The sequence below is a fragment of the Pantoea sp. V106_11 genome, from assembly GCF_029967885.1.
Lineage (GTDB): Bacteria > Pseudomonadota > Gammaproteobacteria > Enterobacterales > Enterobacteriaceae > Pantoea > Pantoea ananatis.
In genome coordinates this window covers 101081-120607 of sequence record NZ_JASCAK010000031.1, presented here as the reverse complement: position 1 = coordinate 120607, position 19527 = coordinate 101081, and the positions used below count along the sequence as shown (strand labels likewise).

Annotated in this window: 18 protein-coding genes, 1 other RNA gene and 2 pseudogenes; 10 read left to right on the top strand and 11 right to left on the bottom strand. The window is 53.5% G+C overall.

Annotation, left to right across the window (positions count from 1 at the left end):
- Nucleotides 1-100: 100 nt before the first annotated feature.
- From lepB to rpoE, 6 genes are all read right to left on the bottom strand, one after another.
- Entirely contained in the window at nt 101-1075 is a 975-nt protein-coding gene (lepB, locus tag QLG08_RS15830) for a signal peptidase I (protein ID WP_014594337.1), read from the bottom strand.
- A 9-nt stretch (nt 1076-1084) separates the two neighbouring features.
- Nucleotides 1085-2884: a translation elongation factor 4 gene (gene lepA, locus QLG08_RS15825; RefSeq protein WP_013026769.1), complete on the bottom strand. Its 1800-nt coding sequence runs from the start codon at nt 2882-2884 to the stop codon at nt 1085-1087.
- A gap of 219 nt (nt 2885-3103) precedes the next feature.
- Nucleotides 3104-3568, bottom strand: a complete 465-nt coding sequence (rseC, locus tag QLG08_RS15820) for a SoxR-reducing system protein RseC (protein ID WP_013026770.1) — start codon at nt 3566-3568, stop codon at nt 3104-3106.
- The gene (gene rseB, locus QLG08_RS15815) at nt 3565-4521 is read right to left on the bottom strand and encodes a sigma-E factor regulatory protein RseB (protein ID WP_013026771.1); all 957 of its coding nucleotides are present in this window, start codon (nt 4519-4521) and stop codon (nt 3565-3567) included. Before rseB ends, rseC begins: the two co-directional genes overlap by 4 nt.
- Nucleotides 4521-5174: an anti-sigma-E factor RseA gene (gene rseA / locus QLG08_RS15810; RefSeq protein WP_014594339.1), complete on the bottom strand. Its 654-nt coding sequence runs from the start codon at nt 5172-5174 to the stop codon at nt 4521-4523. Before rseA ends, rseB begins: the two co-directional genes overlap by 1 nt.
- A gap of 26 nt (nt 5175-5200) precedes the next feature.
- Complete coding sequence (rpoE, locus tag QLG08_RS15805) at nt 5201-5779, bottom strand: RNA polymerase sigma factor RpoE (protein WP_006120509.1); 579 nt, start codon at nt 5777-5779, stop codon at nt 5201-5203.
- A gap of 371 nt (nt 5780-6150) precedes the next feature.
- Here rpoE and nadB point away from each other — a divergent pair, with 371 nt between their 5' ends.
- Entirely contained in the window at nt 6151-7812 is a 1662-nt protein-coding gene (nadB, locus tag QLG08_RS15800; RefSeq protein ID WP_015699725.1) for an L-aspartate oxidase, read from the top strand.
- On the opposite strand, the gene QLG08_RS15795 is transcribed toward nadB, so the two are convergent.
- A complete protein-coding gene (locus tag QLG08_RS15795) occupies nt 7794-8546 on the bottom strand; it encodes a tRNA1(Val) (adenine(37)-N6)-methyltransferase (protein WP_014605254.1) in 753 nt (250 codons plus the stop codon). The genes nadB and QLG08_RS15795 overlap by 19 nt on opposite strands.
- 167 nt (nt 8547-8713) lie before the next feature.
- Here QLG08_RS15795 and srmB point away from each other — a divergent pair, with 167 nt between their 5' ends.
- Complete coding sequence (srmB, locus tag QLG08_RS15790) at nt 8714-10042, top strand: ATP-dependent RNA helicase SrmB (RefSeq protein ID WP_014594342.1); 1329 nt, start codon at nt 8714-8716, stop codon at nt 10040-10042.
- A gap of 208 nt (nt 10043-10250) precedes the next feature.
- Here srmB and grcA read toward each other — a convergent pair whose 3' ends face one another.
- Nucleotides 10251-10634 (bottom strand): autonomous glycyl radical cofactor GrcA, encoded by a 384-nt coding sequence (grcA, locus tag QLG08_RS15785; protein ID WP_014605253.1) that lies wholly within the window; start codon nt 10632-10634, stop codon nt 10251-10253.
- Nucleotides 10635-10890: 256 nt separating this feature from the next.
- Between grcA and ung the strand changes: the two genes are divergently transcribed.
- Entirely contained in the window at nt 10891-11571 is a 681-nt protein-coding gene (ung, locus tag QLG08_RS15780; protein WP_014594344.1) for a uracil-DNA glycosylase, read from the top strand.
- A 58-nt stretch (nt 11572-11629) separates the two neighbouring features.
- On the opposite strand, the gene grpE is transcribed toward ung, so the two are convergent.
- Entirely contained in the window at nt 11630-12211 is a 582-nt protein-coding gene (grpE, locus tag QLG08_RS15775; protein WP_282472988.1) for a nucleotide exchange factor GrpE, read from the bottom strand.
- A gap of 122 nt (nt 12212-12333) precedes the next feature.
- Between grpE and nadK the strand changes: the two genes are divergently transcribed.
- The 3 genes from nadK to bamE all read left to right on the top strand — a co-directional run bounded on the left by nadK (nt 12334) and on the right by bamE (nt 15495).
- Nucleotides 12334-13212 (top strand): NAD(+) kinase, encoded by an 879-nt coding sequence (gene nadK, locus QLG08_RS15770; RefSeq protein ID WP_014605252.1) that lies wholly within the window; start codon nt 12334-12336, stop codon nt 13210-13212.
- Nucleotides 13213-13296: 84 nt separating this feature from the next.
- Entirely contained in the window at nt 13297-14958 is a 1662-nt protein-coding gene (gene recN / locus QLG08_RS15765) for a DNA repair protein RecN (RefSeq protein WP_014605251.1), read from the top strand.
- Nucleotides 14959-15144: 186 nt separating this feature from the next.
- Nucleotides 15145-15495, top strand: a complete 351-nt coding sequence (gene bamE / locus QLG08_RS15760; RefSeq protein ID WP_014605250.1) for an outer membrane protein assembly factor BamE — start codon at nt 15145-15147, stop codon at nt 15493-15495.
- 131 nt (nt 15496-15626) lie between these two features.
- On the opposite strand, the gene QLG08_RS15755 is transcribed toward bamE, so the two are convergent.
- Together QLG08_RS15755 and QLG08_RS15750 are read right to left on the bottom strand one after the other, a co-directional pair.
- A complete protein-coding gene (locus QLG08_RS15755) occupies nt 15627-15920 on the bottom strand; it encodes an RnfH family protein (RefSeq protein WP_013026782.1) in 294 nt (97 codons plus the stop codon).
- Nucleotides 15913-16347 carry a type II toxin-antitoxin system RatA family toxin gene (locus QLG08_RS15750; RefSeq protein ID WP_013026783.1) on the bottom strand — a complete coding sequence of 145 codons (435 nt, stop codon included), beginning with the start codon at nt 16345-16347 and terminating at the stop codon, nt 15913-15915. Before QLG08_RS15750 ends, QLG08_RS15755 begins: the two co-directional genes overlap by 8 nt.
- Before the next feature lie 158 nt (nt 16348-16505).
- On the opposite strand from QLG08_RS15750, the gene smpB reads away from it, so the two are divergent.
- From smpB to QLG08_RS15730, 4 genes and pseudogenes are all read left to right on the top strand, one after another.
- Entirely contained in the window at nt 16506-16988 is a 483-nt protein-coding gene (gene smpB / locus QLG08_RS15745; protein WP_013026784.1) for an SsrA-binding protein SmpB, read from the top strand.
- 43 nt (nt 16989-17031) lie between these two features.
- Nucleotides 17032-17394, top strand: a transfer-messenger RNA (tmRNA) gene (gene ssrA, locus QLG08_RS15740).
- Between the two features lie 204 nt (nt 17395-17598).
- A pseudogene (locus QLG08_RS15735) lies at nt 17599-18246 on the top strand (integrase domain-containing protein); the annotation flags it as partial.
- A 79-nt stretch (nt 18247-18325) separates the two neighbouring features.
- Nucleotides 18326-19437, top strand: a pseudogene (locus tag QLG08_RS15730) (IS3 family transposase).
- The last annotated feature ends 90 nt before the right edge of the window (nt 19438-19527 follow it).

Below are 19527 nucleotides of genomic sequence, written 5' to 3'. Positions count from 1 at the left end.
CTGCATACCAAACAGGGCTGGAGAACCAACTCATTCTGTTTGGTGTGCAGTGGCCCCCCACCTGGAGGGCCACCCTTTTCACCTGACTGTCAGGCTATGGTTAGTGGATACCACCGATACGACTGAGTCGTACGCCGGTTGGCCACTGACCTTCTTGTTTTTCGAAACTCATCCAGATGGCGACCGCTTTACCCACCAGGTTACGCTCGGGAACAAAGCCCCAGTAGCGGCTGTCGGCGCTGTTATCGCGGTTATCACCCATCATGAAATATTGCCCCTGCGGCACGACCCAGCTGGCCTGCGGCTGGCCGGGCTGCTGATAGTACATGCTCGCCTGGCTTTGTGCTTCTGTCACCAACAGGATGTCATGCGTTACATCGCCCAGGGTTTCTTTGCGCGTGGCCAGACGTAATCCCCCCCGCATGGTGTCATTCAGCGGTAGCTGATAGAAACCGTTACCCGCTTCGTTACCATCAAACCCGCTAAACGTTTGAACAAATTTGCTGGGTTCAATATTGCTATAGGTGACGGGCAGCGCTTTGCTACAGGGCTTGCCGTTATCGCAGGCCGGATTAATGGTCAGCGTTTTACTGTACGGATCGTAGGTCACCCGATCGCCAGGCAGACCGATCACGCGCTTGATGTAATCCAGGCTGGGATCCTTCGGGTATTTAAACACCGCGATATCGCCCCGTTTTGGATGCCCGGTAGGGATCAGCGTCGTTTGCGTAATGGGATCTTTAATGCCATACGCAAACTTTTCAACCAGAATAAAGTCACCAATCAGCAGGGTTGGCATCATGGAACCGGACGGGATCTGGAATGGCTCATACACAAACGAGCGCACAAAGAACACCACGGCCAGCACCGGAAACACCGATGCGGCGGTTTCAATCCAGCCCGGCTTAGGGGCCATCTTCGCCAGCGCTTTGCTGTCGAGTGTTCCGCCGGCCTGCGCCTGCGCCGCCGCCTGCAACGCACGGCGCTTTGGTGCCCACTTAATACGATCGATCACCCAAAGAATGCCGGTAATCAACGTCGCTATCGCCAGTATCAGGGCGAACATATTAGCCATTTGAGATCCTTATTTGCTGTCTTTTCCGACATGCAGAATGGCGAGGAATGCTTCCTGCGGCAGCTCAACGTTACCGACCTGCTTCATTCGCTTCTTACCATCTTTCTGCTTCTGCAACAGCTTTTTCTTACGACTGACGTCACCGCCGTAACACTTGGCGAGTACGTTCTTACGTAGCTGTTTAACGGTTGAGCGAGCGATAATGTGGTTGCCAATTGCCGCCTGAATCGCAATATCAAACTGCTGACGTGGGATGAGTTCTTTCATTTTCTCAACCAGATCACGTCCACGGTAAGGTGCGTTTTCACGGTGGGTAATCAGCGCCAGCGCATCAACACGTTCTGAGTTAATCAGAACGTCAACGCGCACCATGTCAGAGGCCTGAAAACGTTTAAAATTGTAGTCCAGTGAGGCATAACCCCGAGACGTTGATTTCAGACGGTCAAAGAAGTCGAGAACCACTTCCGCCATCGGAATCTCATAGGTCAGCGCCACCTGGTTGCCGTGGTAAACCATGTTGGTCTGAACGCCACGTTTCTCGATGCACAGCGTGATGACGTTGCCCAGGTATTCCTGCGGCAGCAGCATATGACACTCGGCAATGGGTTCGCGCAGCTCTTCAATATTATTAAGCGGTGGCAGCTTCGAAGGGCTGTCCACGTAGACGACTTCACCGCTTGTGGTTTCCACTTCGTACACCACCGTCGGCGCGGTCGTAATCAGATCCAGATCGTATTCGCGTTCCAGACGTTCCTGAATGATCTCCATGTGCAGCAGCCCAAGGAAGCCACAGCGGAAACCAAAGCCCAGCGCCGTTGAGCTTTCTGGCTCGTAGAACAGCGAGGCATCGTTCAGGCTCAGCTTGCCCAGCGCATCACGAAACGCTTCGTAATCATCAGAACTGATGGGGAACAGACCGGCATAAACCTGCGGCTTCACTTTTTTAAAGCCGGGTAAGGCTTTATCCGCAGGGTTGCGTGCCGTGGTCAGCGTATCGCCCACGGGTGCGCCAAGAATGTCTTTGATGGCGCACACCAGCCAGCCGACTTCACCGCAGTTCAGCTCGGTACGGTCAACCTGCTTCGGCGTGAAGATACCCAGACGGTCAGCATTGTAGACCTGCCCGGTGCTCAGCACCTTGATTTTGTCGCCTTTGCGCATAGTGCCGTTTTTCACGCGCACCAGCGATACAACGCCGAGGTAGTTATCAAACCAGGAGTCAATAATCAGCGCCTGCAAAGGGGCGTCCGGATCGCCCTCTGGTGCCGGGATGTCGCGAACTAAACGCTCCAGCACTTCAGGTACGCCCACGCCAGTTTTGGCTGAGCAACGCACGGCGTCGGTCGCGTCAATGCCTACGATGTCTTCGATTTCCTGCGCGGCACGATCGGGATCGGCGGCTGGCAAATCGATCTTATTCAGCACCGGCACTACTTCCAGATCCATCTCAATCGCGGTGTAGCAGTTGGCCAGGGTTTGTGCTTCAACGCCCTGTCCGGCATCAACCACCAGCAGTGCGCCTTCACAGGCGGCCAGTGAGCGGGAAACCTCATACGAGAAGTCAACGTGTCCCGGCGTGTCGATGAAATTGAGCTGGTAAGTTTCGCCGTCTTTTGCTTTGTAATCGAGCGTTACGCTCTGCGCCTTAATAGTAATACCACGTTCACGCTCCAGGTCCATTGAGTCAAGAACCTGCGCGGCCATCTCGCGATCGGTTAATCCCCCGCAAATCTGAATTAAGCGGTCAGAGAGCGTGGATTTACCGTGGTCAATATGGGCGATGATGGAGAAATTTCTTATGTGCTTCATTTATAGGAATATCTTCACGTAGAGAATCAGTTAGAAACCTGAGCACAGACACATTCAGGAAGATCGCTCTTAACCCACAATCCTGTCAGCCTCATTAATGACGACGCATATTACACTGTTAAGGCCGCGCATAAAAGAATGGAACGTTGTGGAAGCGAAACAGTTTTTGGCGAGGCGCCATAATGACAGAAGCCGCAGCAAGTGCGGCTTGAGTGAGGATCAGGCTTCGCTTTCAACGCGCAGTGCATCTGGCGGCAAAGCGATGTTTAAAATAACGGGCTGGAATGCCTCGCGATCGCCAAATTTCATCGAAATACCTTTGGCCACGATAAAGCCCCCCACGCCGCCTAACAGCGCGCCGCAGGCCGCCGCGAGGTCGCTACCAAACAGCGCCTGAAACAGGCCGGCAAACAGGAACAGGCCAAACAGAGGCGTCATATAAACCAGCAGCGCGGAACCCAGCAGGCTGCTCTCTTTGATACCGAGTTCAACACGCTGGCCCGGCGTCAACGGCTTGCTGCTGGCGATCTGCATCACGTGCGCGTTCTTTGGCCCCAGCTTATTCAGCATATGGCTACCGCAGCCTTTACGTGCCTGACAGCTGTTGCAGGACGTTTTAGCTTCAGTGTGCAGCGTGGCGATGCCATCCTGCCATGCCACCACAGTGGCCCATTCTCTCATCATTTTTTTGCCCCGAATTCGACGCTGTCTGCGATACGTTTGGCCGTCACGGGCGGTAGTTCGCCGACGACCGTAATTTCGTTATTATCGCGTATTACGGTTTGCACCGTACGACGTCCCGTGCGCAATGTCTGTGCGGTGCTGTTTTTATCTGCCGGAGTGACATTGACCGCAAAGCTAAACAGGCCATCGCTGTAGAGCCGTGATTCAACCGATTTATTTAACGCGGGAATGGTGCGACGACTTTGCGAGACCAGCGTCATGCCGGCGGGGAGCCAGGCGGGCTGCCAGTCTAACGAAACGTTATCGGTTTTAGTTAACGACAGCGATGGCGGCAAATTCGCTTTCTCCAGCCCCTGCATCAGATTGCGAACGCCATCGTCCACCGCGAAGCTGATAACGCGAAACTGCTCCATCGTTTCACCATCCCGGTCAAGCAAATCGACCCGGAGCGGCAGCTTGGTATCCACGTCCAGCCAGACAACGTAGCTGTAGCGCGTGCCATCGCGTGAAACGATGCGCACTACGTCGCACATCTGGTCGGCAATGCGTGAACGGCCCACGGTGATAAAATCGTAGGCGGTATCCAGCTTGCCAAAGTCGGCGTAAATAATGGACGGTAGCGCATCCACAATGTGGTTGCCCGGTAGCGAGAAAGGCTCAATGCCAGGTTCAAAATAGCTGATGTCGTTGCCACGTTGAATCACTTCACGACGCGGACCGTCCATCTGCAGCACCTGCGCATAAACGCGATCGTCGATAACCGCATGACGATAGCGCAGAGATTCCATGCCAAGGCGGGAAACGTTAATGTAGGCGAATTCGTAGTTGAGGGTCTGGCTTGCCTGCTCCATCTGCTGCAATAACGCCCCAGACGCAGAAACCTGCGCTGGGGCGGCAGATGACCACAACAGGCTGCCTGCCAGAAGGCTGACGGCATACCATAGCGGCTTCATTACTGCTGCTGCATTCCTAATGACTGATTACCAGGGACATTGGCCTGCGCTTGTTTAGGCGCATTGGTTTCGAACTGCAGCTGATCCGCATGCAGGCGACGCTGGAGTTCATAGTCCTGCAGCATGGCATTCACGCGACGACGTTGATCCTGCACCTGCTGAGTCGCATTACCGTTGCCAAAGGCATCCGATGGCACGCCAAGGCTCACGGGAGAGGCTTTACCCATGACAGGTAAGGTGTTGAAGACCGGCGAATCAGAACTTTCGACGCTGCCGCTACCCGGTTGGTTATAGTGCTGAACGCCAACGATAACAGCCAGGGAAACACAGGCGGCGACACCAACCTGGGTAATCTGTGCCGCCCACGGGCGAGCTTTATGCCAGAACGGCATTTTTTCCCAGCGAGAAGGTTCGGGCTGTGCTTCGGGGATCAAGGTTGTGACGTTGCGCTGAGGCTCTTTTTCAATCGCAGCAGCGACGCGTGCAGCAATGTCAAAATGCAGGTGCTCGCCCACGTCACCGCGCATGGTATCGCGGATAAGATGGTAGCGTTCCCAGCTTTTTTGTAATTCTGCGTCTTTGGACAGCGCTGAAAACAGCTCACTGTCTAAAGCCTCACCATCCATTAAAGCGGAAAGTTTTTCTTTCTGCATGCCTAATACCCTTCCAGTAGCCGTTATCACTGACGTTGGATAAGCGGTTGAACTTTATTATCAATGGCCTCACGTGCACGGAAGATGCGGGACCTGACCGTGCCCACCGGGCAATCCATAATGACGGCGATCTCTTCATAGCTCAGACCGTCAAGTTCCCTGAGGGTAATTGCCATTCGCAAGTCCTCAGGAAGCGCCTCGATGGTACGAAAGACGATTTGTTTCAGTTCATCTGACAACATTAAGTTCTCAGGGTTCGAAATTTCTTTCAATGCGCCCGCACTTTCGAAGTTTTCAGCATCAATTGCATCAACATCACTGGAAGGCGGACGACGCCCCTGAGCGACCAAATAATTTTTTGCTGTATTCACTGCTATACGATACAGCCAGGTGTAAAACGCGCTATCGCCCCGGAACGAGTCCAGCGCACGATAAGCCTTAATAAATGATTCCTGAACGACATCAGGCACATCGCCTGAAGGGACATATCGTGAGACCAGGCTCGCCACTTTATGCTGGTAACGAATTACCAGTAAGTTAAACGCCTTTTGATCCCCCTTCTGAACCCGTTCAACAAGAACCTGGTCCGCTAACTGCTCGCTCATCCGAGGTAATGTCTCCCCAAATACTTTCTTATGCGTTAAGGAACTGCCAGCACACCGCTATTGAGCAAGCATGCGCTTTGAGTCTTTGCGTGGCAAAAAGTTCACTCTCGGCCTCTTTTAAGCCACTTTGCGGCAAAATCACACAGTTTGTTCATTTTCGTTCAGTGTAACGCGCGCAAATCGCAGGCAGAGTAACCTATGACAACAGCTTTTTCATCTTTAAATCCTTGTAATCGATTAAGTTTGGTATAAAAAACCCGATTTAAACCTGCAAAACATTAACCTCTTGATATCACTAATGAATTAATTTTCAGACACGCATATTGCCGCGCTCGTGTTCAAAATACTTCACAAAAAATGTCCAAACGCTTATGCTCGGTCCATTCTTGTTTAGTAAATTAAACACTATGACAACTTTCTCTTCCTCTGATTATCAGTGTGATGTCCTTATCGTCGGCAGCGGTGCAGCAGGATTGTCGCTGGCATTGCGTCTGGCAGAGCATTATCAGGTCACCGTATTAAGCAAAGCGCAGGTCAATGAAGGCTCGACGCTGTATGCGCAAGGCGGGATTGCGGCGGTTTTTGACGAAACCGACAGCATTGATTCACATGTGGAAGACACGCTGATCGCGGGGGCAGGTTTATGCGATCGGGCCGCCGTCTCCTTTGTGGCCAGCAATGCGCGGCACTGCGTGCAATGGCTGATTGATAACGGCGTGGCATTTGATACCGATCCGCAGGCTGCAGGCGAGATGCGCTATCACCTGACGCGTGAAGGCGGCCACAGCCACCGCCGTATCCTGCACAGCGCGGATGCGACGGGTCGCGAAGTGGAAACCACGTTGGTAGGCAAAGCGTTGCATCATCCCAATATCCGCATTCTCGAGCGCACCAACGCGGTGGATCTGATTCTTTCGGATAAGCTCGGCCTGCCGGGCCCGCGCCGGGTGACCGGCGCCTGGATTTGGAACCGTAATCGTGAACGGGTTGAGACCTGCCGCGCACGTGCCGTGGTGCTGGCGACGGGCGGCGCGGCCAAAGTGTATCAGTACACGACCAACCCCGATATCGCCTCTGGTGATGGCATTGCGATGGCCTGGCGGGCGGGATGTCGCGTGGCTAATCTGGAGTTTAACCAGTTTCATCCGACCTGCCTGTTTCATCCCCAGGCACAAAACTTTCTGCTCACTGAAGCGCTGCGCGGCGAAGGGGCCTGGCTGGTGCGGCCCGACGGCTCGCGTTTTATGCCCGACTTTGATGCGCGCGCTGAACTGGCACCGCGCGACATTGTCGCCCGCGCCATCGATCACGAGATGAAACGCCTTGGCGTTGACTGTATGTATCTGGATATCAGCCATCAGCCTGAAGCCTTTGTGCGTTCACACTTCCCGATGATCTACGAAAAACTGCTGACCTTTGGTTTCGATCTGACCAAACACAGGATCCCGGTGGTGCCTGCCGCGCACTACACCTGCGGTGGCGTCATGGTCAACGCGCAGGGCCGCACCGATATCAACGGCCTGTATGCCATCGGTGAAGTCAGCTACACCGGCCTGCACGGTGCCAATCGCATGGCCTCCAACTCGCTGCTCGAATGCCTTGTATATGGCTGGTCGGCAGCGGAGGATCTGCTGCGTGTTTTACCGGAGGTCGAAGCCGTTGATAACCTCCCGGCCTGGGACGACAGCCAGGTGGATGACGCCGATGAACGGGTGGTAATTCAGCATAACTGGCATGAGCTGCGGCTATTTATGTGGGATTACGTGGGCATTGTCCGCACCACCAAACGGCTGGAGCGGGCACTGCGCCGCATTACCCTGCTGCAACAGGAGATAGACGAGTATTACCATCATTTCCGCCTGTCCAATAACCTGCTGGAGCTGCGTAACCTGGTGCAGGTGGCTGAGCTGATGGTGCGCTGTGCACTACAGAGAAAAGAGAGCCGCGGGCTGCATTTTATCCGCGACTATCCGGATTTGCTCCCTGAGGCCCAGCCTACCGTGCTGCAACCGGGTCAGGACATAAACAAATAGAAGTCACGCGTCAGGCTTTGCCAGGCGTCTGAGTACTGCCTGTCTGCATCGCGAATAGCCAGCCGCTCAAACAGGGTTTCGCCGGGGCTGGGGGAAAAGCCCAGCAGAACCCGATGCGGGGGACGATGTGCGTACTCTGCTACATCAAAACGAAAGCGTAAGTGCCAGCCGTCAGCCTGTGCCAGCGCGATAACCTGCTGCCCTGTCGCTTCGGGTAAGACCACACAGAAAAACCCCTCTTCTTCGATCAGCGCGGCCGCACAGCGCAATAACGTCTGATGATCTAATGAACCAGTGGCACGTGCGCTGTCTCTTGCCGGGGTTGCGCAGGCTACACCGGGATCAAAGTAAGGAGGATTACTGACGATAAGCGAGTAACGCGCTTCGCAGTTTTCAGCCCACTGGGCGATATCCTGCTGATGAACCTGCATTCGCGCTGCCCACGGCGACTGCTGGATGTTTTCATGCGCCTGCTGTGCGGCGTCCGGATCTAACTCTACGGCATCCACGTCGACATTCGACGGAGTACGCTGGGCCAGCATCAGGGCTATCAGGCCCGAACCGGTGCCGATATCGAGGATCCGCTTCACCCCGGCGACCGGTGCCCATGCGCCCAGCAAAATACCATCTGTGCCGACCTTCATCGCACAGCGGTCATGTGCAACAAAAAACTGCTTGAAGGTAAAACCATTCTTTTTTAATTGTGGCCGCGCCTGCGGCTTGTCCTGCATCATACTCAGCGACCATTCACCTTTTATCCTGCCGTACGGCAAGGCGTAAGTGTAACGTGGTGGGTTGGGGAATTCACGCCGTTGACGTAATCTGGCGCAGTCAATACCGATAAACAGATGAAGATTATGTTCGATCTGTCTATAATCAGCGCCCCAAACTGAGGTAGAACATGACCGTAACCACATTTTCCGAACTTGAACTCGACGAAAGCCTACTTGAAGCGCTGCAGGAGAAAGGCTATACGCGCCCGACAGCAATTCAGGCTGCTGCCATTCCCCCCGCGCTGGAGGGCCGCGACGTTCTGGGTTCGGCACCTACCGGGACCGGGAAAACCGCCGCGTATTTATTACCGGTGTTGCAGCACCTGCTCGATTTTCCGCGCAAGAAGTCTGGCCCGCCGCGTATTTTAATTTTAACGCCAACCCGTGAGCTGGCCATGCAGGTTGCCGACCAGGCACGGGAACTGGCGAAACACACGCATCTGGATATCGCCACCATCACTGGCGGCGTGGCCTTCATGAACCACGCTGAAGTGTTTAGCGAAAATCAGGATGTCGTGGTTGCCACCACTGGTCGTCTGCTGCAATACATTAAAGAAGAAAACTTTGACTGCCGCGCTGTAGAAACGCTGATCCTGGATGAAGCCGACCGCATGCTGGACATGGGCTTTGCTCAGGATATTGAAACCATCGCGGGCGAAACGCGCTGGCGCAAACAGACGATGCTGTTTTCTGCCACGCTGGAAGGCGAGCATATCAAGGATTTTGCCGAGCGCCTGCTGAATGAACCGGTTGAACTGGAAGCCGATCCCAGCCGTCGCGAGCGTAAGAAGATCCAGCAGTGGTATCACCGCGCCGACGATCTTGAGCACAAGACAAAGCTGCTGGTTCATCTGTTAAAGCAGCCGGAAGTGACCCGTTCAATTGTGTTTGTGCGCAAGCGCGAACGTCTGCACGAGCTGGTCAGCTGGCTGCATGATGCCGGTATCCGCACCAGCTACCTTGAAGGTGAAATGGTCCAGGCTAAACGCAATGAGGCGATTAAACGCCTGGTCGAGGGCCGCGTCAATGTGCTGGTGGCGACCGATATTGCCGCACGCGGCATTGACGTCGACGATGTCAGCCACGTCATCAACTTCGATATGCCGCGCACCGCTGACACCTATCTGCACCGCATTGGCCGTACTGGCCGGGCCGGTCGTAAAGGTATCGCGATTTCGCTGGTTGAAGCACACGACCATCTGCTGCTGGGTAAAGTCAGCCGCTATGTTGATGAACCGATTAAAGCCCGGGTGATTGACGAGCTGCGTCCTGTTACGCGCGCGCCTTCGGCGAAAACGACGGGAAAACCGTCGAAAAAGGCGCTTGCCAAGCGTGCAGAGAAAAAAGCGAAAGAAGAAGAGAAACCGCGGGTTAAAAAGCGTCACCGTGACCTCAAAAACGTGGGCAAGCGTCGCAAGCCGAGCGGCAGTACGCCGGGCAGCGAGAGTGCGGAATAAATCAGCACGGACTTAAAAAAATCGCCTCCAGTGAGGCGATTTTTGTTTTTAAAAGGCCTGTAAATACGCGTTTAGCGTGATTTTAGCATCGAACAGGCGACGCTGGCCTGCCAGCCTAAACGCGCGCTTACCCAATCAAATTTATCATATTGTTAACATTGATAAATTTTGCAGACAGGCGCTGCGTTTTATTTCAGCGCCCGATCCGTTACAAACTTTCAGTAAAGGTACGGGCAATCACATCGCGCTGCTGTTCCGCGGTCAGTGAGTTAAAGCGCACGGCATAGCCCGAAACACGGATTGTCAGTTGGGGATACTTTTCGGGATGTTTCACGGCATCTTCCAGCGTTTCGCGGCGCAATACGTTGACGTTGAGATGCTGACCGCCCTCTACGCGAACCTGAGGTTTCACCTCAACCGGCACGTCGCGGTAAGCCACGTCGCCTAACTCCCCAATCTTCACAATCTGATCCTCCTGATAGCCTGCAACGGCACAGAGGCAGCGCGCTTCGGCTTTTTCTTCGTCCAGCAGCCAGAAAGAGTTAATTAACGCCGGATTACTCGATTGGGTAATCTGAATACCTGTGATCATTTCAATCTCTCCTGCAAGGTGCGACCTTCGTCTACACCGTGACTCAGTCAATTTGAGCTGTTGGTATACCACCCGATGTCTGCCATAGTTTTGACCTGCATCAATTACCGCCGGGCGTTTTATCGCCACCCTGATAAGCTTTTGATTTTAAAAACCCGCCTTAGGAAAATTTTGTTTAATTCTTCAAAAATTTTTGGGCTTCATGTCTGAAGACTGAACCGCTAAGCTTAGGGTTCGAAATACAAGGGAGTTGATCATGGCTGAAAAGCTGACCTGGCACGACGTGCTGGCCGAAGAGAAAGAAAAACCCTACTTCATCGAAACCCTGAAGCATGTCGCGAATCAGCGGGCCGCAGGCGTAACGGTTTATCCGCCTCAGAAAGATGTGTTTAACGCGTTTCGCTTAACCGAATTAGGTGACGTTAACGTCGTGATTCTGGGGCAGGACCCTTATCACGGCCCGAACCAGGCACACGGGCTGGCTTTCTCTGTGCTACCGGGCGTGCAGACGCCGCCGTCACTGCAGAACATGTACAAAGAGCTGCAGCAGGACATTCCGGGGTTTGAGCGGCCCAGCCATGGTTATCTGGCAAGCTGGGCGGAACAGGGCGTGATGTTACTGAACACCGTACTGACCGTTGAAGCCGGTAAAGCGCACTCTCACGCCCGACTGGGATGGGAAACCTTTACCGATACGGTGATTAAAGCTATCAACGAACAGCGTGAAGGCGTGATCTTTCTGCTGTGGGGCTCGCACGCCCAGAAGAAAGGCAGCATTATCGATCGCCAGCGCCATCACGTGCTGCAGGCGCCGCACCCTTCCCCGCTTTCCGCGCATCGTGGCTTCTTTGGCTGCCAGCATTTTTCCCAAACCAATGCGCTGCTACGCGATGCCGGTAAAACGCCGATTAACTGGACGCCGGTATTACCTGAGTAAACGCCATAAACACAAACGGCCGCGTCAGTGCGCGGCCGTTTGCAGGGTAAGACAGTAATCAGGCTTTCGCTTTCGCCACGGCAACCATGGCCGGACGCAGCAGGCGGCCGTTAAGCGTATAACCGCGTTGCATGACCATCATGACGTGGTTAGGCTCGAAATCCTCAGACTCTATCATCGACATCGCCTGGTGCACTTCAGGATTAAAGGGCACACCGGTTTCGCCGACCACTTCAACACCGAATTTACGCACCGCGCCCAGCAGGGATTTCAGCGTAAGCTCAATGCCTTCAACCATAGAGGCAGACTTCTCGTCTTCTTTGTTGGCCAGTTCCAGTGCACGTTCCAGGCTATCGATCACCGGAAGCAGCTCATTGGCAAACTTCTCCAGCGCAAACTTGTGCGCTTTTTCAATATCCATCTCGGTGCGGCGGCGAACGTTTTCAATTTCTGCCTGCGCACGCAGCTGCGCATCACGCACGCCCGTCTGCAACTGGGCTAACTCAGCTTCAAGCTGAGCGATGCGCTCATCACGCGGATCCACCTCTACTGCTGTCTCCGCGTCCTGAGGTTGGTGTTGATCCTGTTGAATTTCGTCTGAGACTTGCTCGTTTGGGGTGTTCTGTTCTTTACTACTCATGAATTTCTCCGCGTTTTGCACATTCACGTCGCTGGTTGGCTTATTATGGGGATTGGTTTGACGGATTCAAGGGAACACGTCACATCATCGTGCCGATTTGGCTTATGAGGAACACCCACTCGATGAACAAACACTTTAACTGCATTGGTATTGTGGGCCATCCACGCCATCCTACCGCGCTCACCACACATGAGATGCTGTGTCGCTGGCTGACTGCCAAAGGCTATCCCGTTATCGTTGAACAGCAGATTGCACAGGAACTGTCGCTGGGGAATGTTCAGACCGGTACGCTGGCTGAGATTGGCCAACAGGCCGATCTGGCCGTCGTGGTGGGCGGCGACGGCAATATGTTAGGTGCCGCCAGAGTACTGGCGCGTTATGACATAAAAGTGATTGGCATTAACCGCGGTAATTTAGGGTTTTTAACCGATCTTGACCCCGATAACGCCCATCACCAGCTCGATGAAGTGCTGAACGGCAACTATTTTGTCGAAAGCCGCTTTCTGCTGGAAGCACAGGTCTGCAAGACGGATTGCTCCCCGCGTATTGGCAGCGCCATCAATGAAGTGGTGCTGCATCCGGGCAAAGTCGCGCACATGATTGAGTTTGAAGTGTACATCGACGAAGTCTTTGCCTTCTCGCAGCGTTCCGATGGCCTGATTATTTCCACGCCTACCGGTTCCACCGCCTATTCGCTTTCAGCGGGCGGCCCGATTTTAACACCGTCGCTCGACGCCATTACCATTGTGCCCATGTTCCCGCACACCTTGTCGGCGCGCCCGCTGGTGATCAACAGCAGCAGTACGATTCGGCTGCGTTTCTCGGCACGGCGTAACGACCTTGAGATCAGCTGTGACAGCCAGATTGCGCTGCCTATCCAGGAAGGAGAAGATGTGCTGATTCGCCGTAGCGAAAATCATCTCAACCTTATCCATCCTAAAAATTACAGTTATTTCAATACGCTGAGTTCAAAACTGGGCTGGTCAAAAAAATTGTTCTGAAAATGAGCGCGCCCTCTTTACTGGATAAAAAACCAGTTTATACTGTATGAAAAACCATATGTGTTTATTCATACAGGTGACGCTATGCTGGCACAACTGACCATCAGCAATTTCGCTATCGTTCGTGAGCTCGACATTGATTTCCAACGCGGTATGACCGCCATCACCGGTGAGACCGGTGCAGGTAAGTCTATTGCTATCGATGCGCTTGGGTTGTGCCTCGGCGGTCGCGCCGATGCGGACATGGTGCGTCAGGGGGCCAGCCGTGCTGACCTGTGTGCGCGCTTTCAAATTAAAGCGTCGCCTTCTGCCCAGCGCTGGCTGAGCGATAATCATCTCGACGACGGCAACGAGTGCCTGTTGCGCCGCGTCATCAGCGCCGATGGTCGTTCACGCGGCTTTATCAATGGTACGGCCGTTCCTCTCTCGCAGTTACGCGATCTGGGCCAGTTGCTGATCCAAATCCACGGCCAGCATGCCCATCAGCTGCTGCTCAAACCCGATCATCAAAAGCACCTGCTGGATGCCTACGCCGGTCATGACGACCTGCTCGTTCAGATGCGGGCATCCTATCAGACATGGCACCAGAGCTGCCGCACGCTGGCGCAGCATCAGCAACAGGCGCAGGAGCGGGAATCCCGCCGTGAGCTGTTGCAGTACCAGCTTAAAGAGCTGAACGAGTTTGCGCCGGTAGCAGGGGAATTTGAGCAGATTGACGAAGAGTACAAACGCCTGGCGAACAGCGGTCAACTGCTGTCGACCAGCCAGCAGGCGCTGCAACTGTTAGCCGACAGTGACGACACCAATCTGAACAGCATGCTGTACAGCGCGCGTCAGATGCTGTCTGAACTCACTGCGATGGATGACAAGGTCAGCGGCGTTTATAACCTGCTGGAAGAAGCCGCCATTCAGCTGAGCGAAGCCAGTGACGAACTGCGTCACTACTGCGACAGTCTGGATCTGGATCCGAACCGCCTCTATGAGCTGGAACAGCGTATCTCCCGGCAAATCGCCCTGGCCCGCAAGCACCATGTGGCACCAGAGGGCCTGCCCGCCGTGCACCAGCAACTACTCGATGAAGCGGAACTGCTGTCACAGCAGGAAAGCGATCAGGAAAGCCTGCAGACGTTGGTAACCGAACACTACAAGGCTGCCCTGGCGTGCGCGGAGCAACTGCATGCGCAACGCACCCGTTATGCCAACGAGCTACAGCAGTTGATTACTCAGAGCATGCATCTGCTTTCGATGCCGCACGGTCGCTTTGCCATTGAGTTGATCTTCAACCCGGAGCAACTGACCGCCGACGGTGCCAGCCGCATTGATTTTCAGGTAACAACCAACCCCGGACAGCCGTTACAGCCGCTGGGTAAAGTCGCCTCGGGTGGTGAGCTGTCGCGTATCGCGCTGGCGATTCAGGTTATCACCGCGAAGAAAATGGAAACGCCGGCGATGATTTTCGACGAAGTTGACGTGGGGATTAGCGGTCCGACGGCTGCGGTAGTGGGTAAAATGTTACGTCAGCTGGGCGAATCTACCCAGGTGATGTGCGTAACCCACCTGCCGCAAGTTGCGGGCTGTGGACATCAGCATTTCTTTGTCAGCAAGGAAACCGATGGCGAAATGACAGAAACGCATATGCAGCCTCTGGATAAGCGCGCACGCCTGCAGGAACTGGCGAGGTTACTGGGCGGCAGCGAGGTCACCCGCAACACACTGGCTAACGCGAAAGAACTTTTAGCGGCCTGATATGCACTTTTTTACCACAGCGTGGTCATATGCATGCTCTGTAGAGGTTTCCAATAGCGAAAAGGTTTATTATCATCGACAGCTAATGTCGCCTGAATAATAAAGCCTGCCGCAGGCAGAGTTCAGAATTTGATGGCAGAAGAACAGCCTGTAAAAGGCGTTTCGCCCCGGAAAAGGAATGTATAGATGCGCTGTAAAACGCTGACTGCCGCGGCAGTGGTAATGTTAATGATGACCGCCGGATGTTCTACTTTAGAGCGCGTTGTTTATCGCCCCGATATCAATCAGGGCAACTATCTGGTTGCTAACGATGTTGCCAAGATTCACACCGGTATGACTCAGCAGCAGGTTGCCTATACGCTGGGTACGCCAATGATGAAAGATCCCTTTGGCAGCAATGTCTGGTACTACGTCTTCCGTGAGGAGCCAGGCCACGAGAAGGTGAAACAGCAAACGCTGACCCTGACCTTTGACCGTAGCGGCGTACTGACCAACATCGATAACAAGCCCGCGCTGTCTTCTTCACAGGATAATTAATCCAGGACGCCAGGGTCGTTACCGACAAGCGACTTAGCATCACCGAACGCAGTTTGAGCGAACGTAAAAGACAGAACGTAAAAAAGGCGCTAATCAGCGCCTTTTTCATGCTCAGAAATCGAACCGAGAGATTATTTTTTACTGCTTGCCGCGCGCTCTGCTCGTTGACGACGAAGCTCTTTCGGGTCGGCAATCAGCGGGCGATAAATTTCAACCCGGTCGCCTTCCTGCACGGTATCGCTCAGTTTTACCGGATGGCTGTAAATCCCCACCTTGTTGCTGGCGAGATCGATTTCAGGCCGCAGTTCCAGCAAGCCTGATTTGCGGATAGCCTGCTCAACCGTGCTGCCCTCTTCCAGTTTTACGTAATGCTGATACTGTTTTTCAGGCAGGGCGTACACCACCTCGACAGAGATATCAGGCACTGTAAACCTCTTTGGCGCGCTGGGTAAAGGCCTGCACCATGCTGTTGGCCAGCTCTTTGAAGATTCGACCAAATGCCATTTCGACCAGCATGTTGGTGAACTCAAACTCCAGGCTCAGCTCGACCTTACAGGCATCATCCCCGAGATCGACAAAGCGCCAACCGCCGGTGAGCTTACGGAACGGCCCATCGACCAGTTGCATATGAATGCTCTGGTTGTCGGTCAGCGTATTTCGGGTGGTAAATGTTTTGCTGATGCCCGCTTTCGACACATCGACTGAAGCCGTCATTTGATTCTCTGAGGCATCCAGTACGCGGCTTCCGGTGCAGCCCGGCAGGAATTGCGGGTAAGCATCCACATCATTTACAAGTTGGTACATTTGTCCGGCGCTAAAGGGGACAAGCGCCGAACGACTAATCTGAGCCATAATGGTTCCTGTTCGTCACAAAACCGCTAAATAATAGCATTTTCAGCGATTAAACAAAAATTCCTCATTGCCATGGTGTGCTAGAATACCCTGTTTCCTGCTGCCCCGCTGGACTGGGGATGCGATAACCGACCAAGTGATGTAAAATACGCGGCATTATGACAAAGAAAAAAGCACACAAACCCGGTTCTGCCACCATTGCCATGAATAAGCGCGCCCGCCACGAATACTTCATTGAAGAAGAGTTCGAAGCCGGCCTGTCGCTACAGGGATGGGAAGTTAAATCACTCCGTGCAGGTAAAGCCAACATCAGCGACAGCTACATTCTGCTGCGCGACGGTGAAGCTTATCTGTTCGGTTCCACTTTTCAGCCGCTGGCGGTGGCCTCATCGCACGTGGTCTGCGATCCTACCCGCAGCCGTAAACTGCTGTTAAAGCAGCGTGAGCTGGACTCACTTTACGGCCGTGTGAACCGCGAAGGCTATACCGTTGTGGCGCTGTCGCTCTACTGGAAGAACGCCTGGTGTAAGCTAAAGATTGGCGTTGCTCGCGGTAAGAAAGAGCACGACAAGCGCAATGACATCAAAGATCGCGAATGGCAAATGGATAAAGCGCGTATCATGAAGAACGCCAATCGTTAAACACTGGATTTCGATACGCTTTTTTGCTAGTATTTGAAGTTCTGGGGCTGATTCTGGATTCGACGGGATTGTGAAGCCTTAGGAGCATGCCGAGGGGCGGTTGGCCTCGTAAAAAGCCGCAAAAAAATAGTCGCAAACGACGAAAACTACGCACTAGCAGCTTAATAACCTGCTTAGAGCCCTCTCTCCCTAGCCTCCGCTCTTAGGACGGGGATCAAGAGAGGTCAAACCCAAAAGAGATCGCGTGGATGCCTTGCCTGGGGTTGAAGCGTTAAACTGAATCAGGCTAGTCTGTTAGTGGCGTGTCTGTCCGCAGCTGACCGGCGAATGTAAAGACTGTACTAAGCATGTAGTGCCGACGGTGTAGTAATTTCGGACGCGGGTTCAACTCCCGCCAGCTCCACCAAAATTCTCCATCGGTGATTACCAGAGTCATCCGATGAAGTCCTAAGAGCCCGCACGGCGCAAGCCTCGCGGGTTTTTTTGTGTTTGTAATTTGTCCCGCGAAGTCCGAAGAAAACTAATTAAATCCGAACCTTTTAGGTACCTTGTTAGGCACCTCATAAAGCTTTATTGCTTTTGAGGTGCCTAAAACTATGTAAACCCGGCAATTGCAAGACAAGCCAAACCCCTCTCGGTTAAGGAAATCGAATCTGCCAAACCCAAGGAAGCGGACTATGTGCTCTATGATGGCGATGGCCTTGAGCTACCGATCAAATCCAACGGGAGTAAAATCTGGCAATTTCGCTACATTCGCCCTGTCACCAAGAAGTGAGCGAAAAAGCGCATTGGCCCCTACCCGTCAGTTACGCTTGCCGATGCTCGAAGCTATCGGGCAGAGTCTCGTTCTCTTTTAGCAAAGCAGATCGATCCTCAGGAACATCAGCAAGTATTACTGCGGAGTTCGCTTGAAGCCAAAACCAATACTTTCCAACTCGTGGCTGAACGTTGGTGGAATGTGAAGAAAACCAGTGTGACCGAGGACTATGCAGAGGATATTTGGCGTTCTCTTGAAAGAGATGTCTTTCCGGCGATTGGTGACGTCAGCGTCACAGATATCAAAGCTCATACCCTGGTTCAGGCCGTGCAACCGGTTCAGGCCAGAGGAGCACTGGAAACCGTTCGTCGCCTGTGCCAACGCATTAATGAGGTCATGATCTACGCCCACACAGGGCTGATTGATGCTGTTCCCGGCATAAATATCGGTAAAGCCTTCGAGAAGCCTCAGAAAAAGAACATGCCCAGCATTCGACCGGATTGTAAGTATCCCGCTTAAACGAACCATTCACTTTTAGAGATCTTCCGACATACTGATTATGTCCTGTGAGGAGATCACCATGCGTAAAGCCCGATTCACCGAACACCAGATCATTGCCGTTCTGAAGTCCGTCGAAGCCGGACGTACCGTTTAGGATGTCTGCCGTGAAGCCGGTATCTCTGAAGCCAGCTATTACAACTGGAAAGCGAAGTTTGGCGGTATGGAAGCCTCTGATATAAAAAAGATGAAAGACCTGGAGGATGAAAACCGTCGCCTCAAACAGATGTTTGCCGACCTGAGCCTTGAGAACCGGGCGCTGAAAGACGTTATCGAAAAAAAGCTTTAAAACCAGCGATAAAGCGTGAGCTCGTCGGTTACCTGACTGCGCAATTTACCATGAGCATTCGCCAGGCCTGCAGGACGTTATCGCTGAGCAGGACGGTCTGTTTTTACCAGCCCGATACCCGGCGTGATGAACCGGTGATCCAGGTGCTGACTGAGCTGGCAGAGCGCTACCCGCGATACGGCTTCAAAAAGCTGTTCCAGTTGCTGCGCAGGCAGGGTAACACCTGGAACCATAAATGCGTTCACCGGATTTACTGCCTGCTGAAACTGAATTTTCGTCGCAAGAGAAAACAGCGTTTACCCGCACGTAACCCGGCGCGACTGGCTACGCCGGAAGCGCTTAACCAGAGCTGGTCCATCGATTTTATGCATGATGCGCTGGTCTGCGGCAGACGCTTCCGGACCTTTAATGTGGTTGATGACTTTAACCGCGAGGCCCTCGCCATAGAAATCGATCTGAATATCCCGGCACAGCGGGTGGTCAGGGTGCTGGACAGAATCGTGGCAAACCGGGGTTATCCACTGAAACTGCGGATGGACAACGGACCAGAACTGGTCTCACTGACGCTGGCACAGTGGGCTGAAGAGCATAGAGTGATGCTGGAATTTATCGAGCCGGGCAAACCAACGCAGAACGCCTTTATCGAACGGTTTAACCGGACGTACCGAACAGAAATACTCGATTTTTATCTGTTCAGAACGCTGAATGAAGTGCGGGAAATCACGGAAAGGTGGGTGTCAGAATATAACTGTGAACGCCCGCATGAATCACTGAACAATATGACGCCGGAGGAATATCGGCAACACAATCATTTGGCCGGGATCTCAAAAAATGCCTGGAACTAAAACGGGTCTATTTACAATCTGCTCCCGGTTGATTATCAGATTCCAATGTTAGTCCTGGCCCCTGGTTGTTATGACAATCGCGAACTTCCG